1 protein-coding gene is annotated in these 639 nt (G+C 61.0%); it reads right to left on the bottom strand.

Going from position 1 to position 639, the window contains the following annotated elements:
• Positions 1 to 639: peptidase C39 family protein (locus A3754_RS00280; protein ID WP_197468332.1), on the bottom strand; the 639-nt coding region annotated here is incomplete at both ends.

Genomic DNA, 639 nt, shown 5'->3' with positions numbered 1-639 from the left:
CAAGATCACCGCCGTGCGCAGCTTTGCCTGCCCGTATTGTCGCATCTGATCAAATTTTTTCCGCGTGATGGGCACATGCTGGCAGTCCATAGGCACTTGGTCTTCGCCGGGGTCCGGGTCATGAATGTAGAAGCATTCTCCGTCGCTGCCGCTGATGGCAACCCAGTGTGGAGCCTTGCGTCCGTCCAGCCGCCAGGTGCTGATCAGCACCAGGACAATGCTGCCGGCGGCAATGGCCTTGTCTACCTCATCGGCGCCGAAATCTTCGTAGCAAACAGGCACTTTTTGCCGTGCACATTCGCTAACAAAGTGGTCGTGTACCGTGGTAATCACCGCTTTCTTGTCGCTGTCGCGCACTGAGTCCACAAACAGGGGGCCAGTCTGGTTACACCAGACGCGGGCGTTGAGCCCACGCTGCCGGGCGGCCAACGCCAGCCCCAGCGGGTGGCAGCCGCCATGGCCTGCGGTCATGAAAATGGTGGTGGCTTCGCGCCACAGCAACAGTTCTTCTGTGGTCGTGGGCGTTTGTTGTTTCAGTGCGGCCAGGGCCATTAGCAGGCAGGCCGGGCCACAGGTGAACGGGGTGGTCTGCTGGACCCAGGGCAAGTGCCGAGGCGTCGGGTTGTCGCGCTGATTTCC

The sequence above is a fragment of the Alcanivorax sp. HI0083 genome, from assembly GCF_001635175.1.
This window is presented reverse-complemented; position numbering and strand designations above follow the sequence as displayed.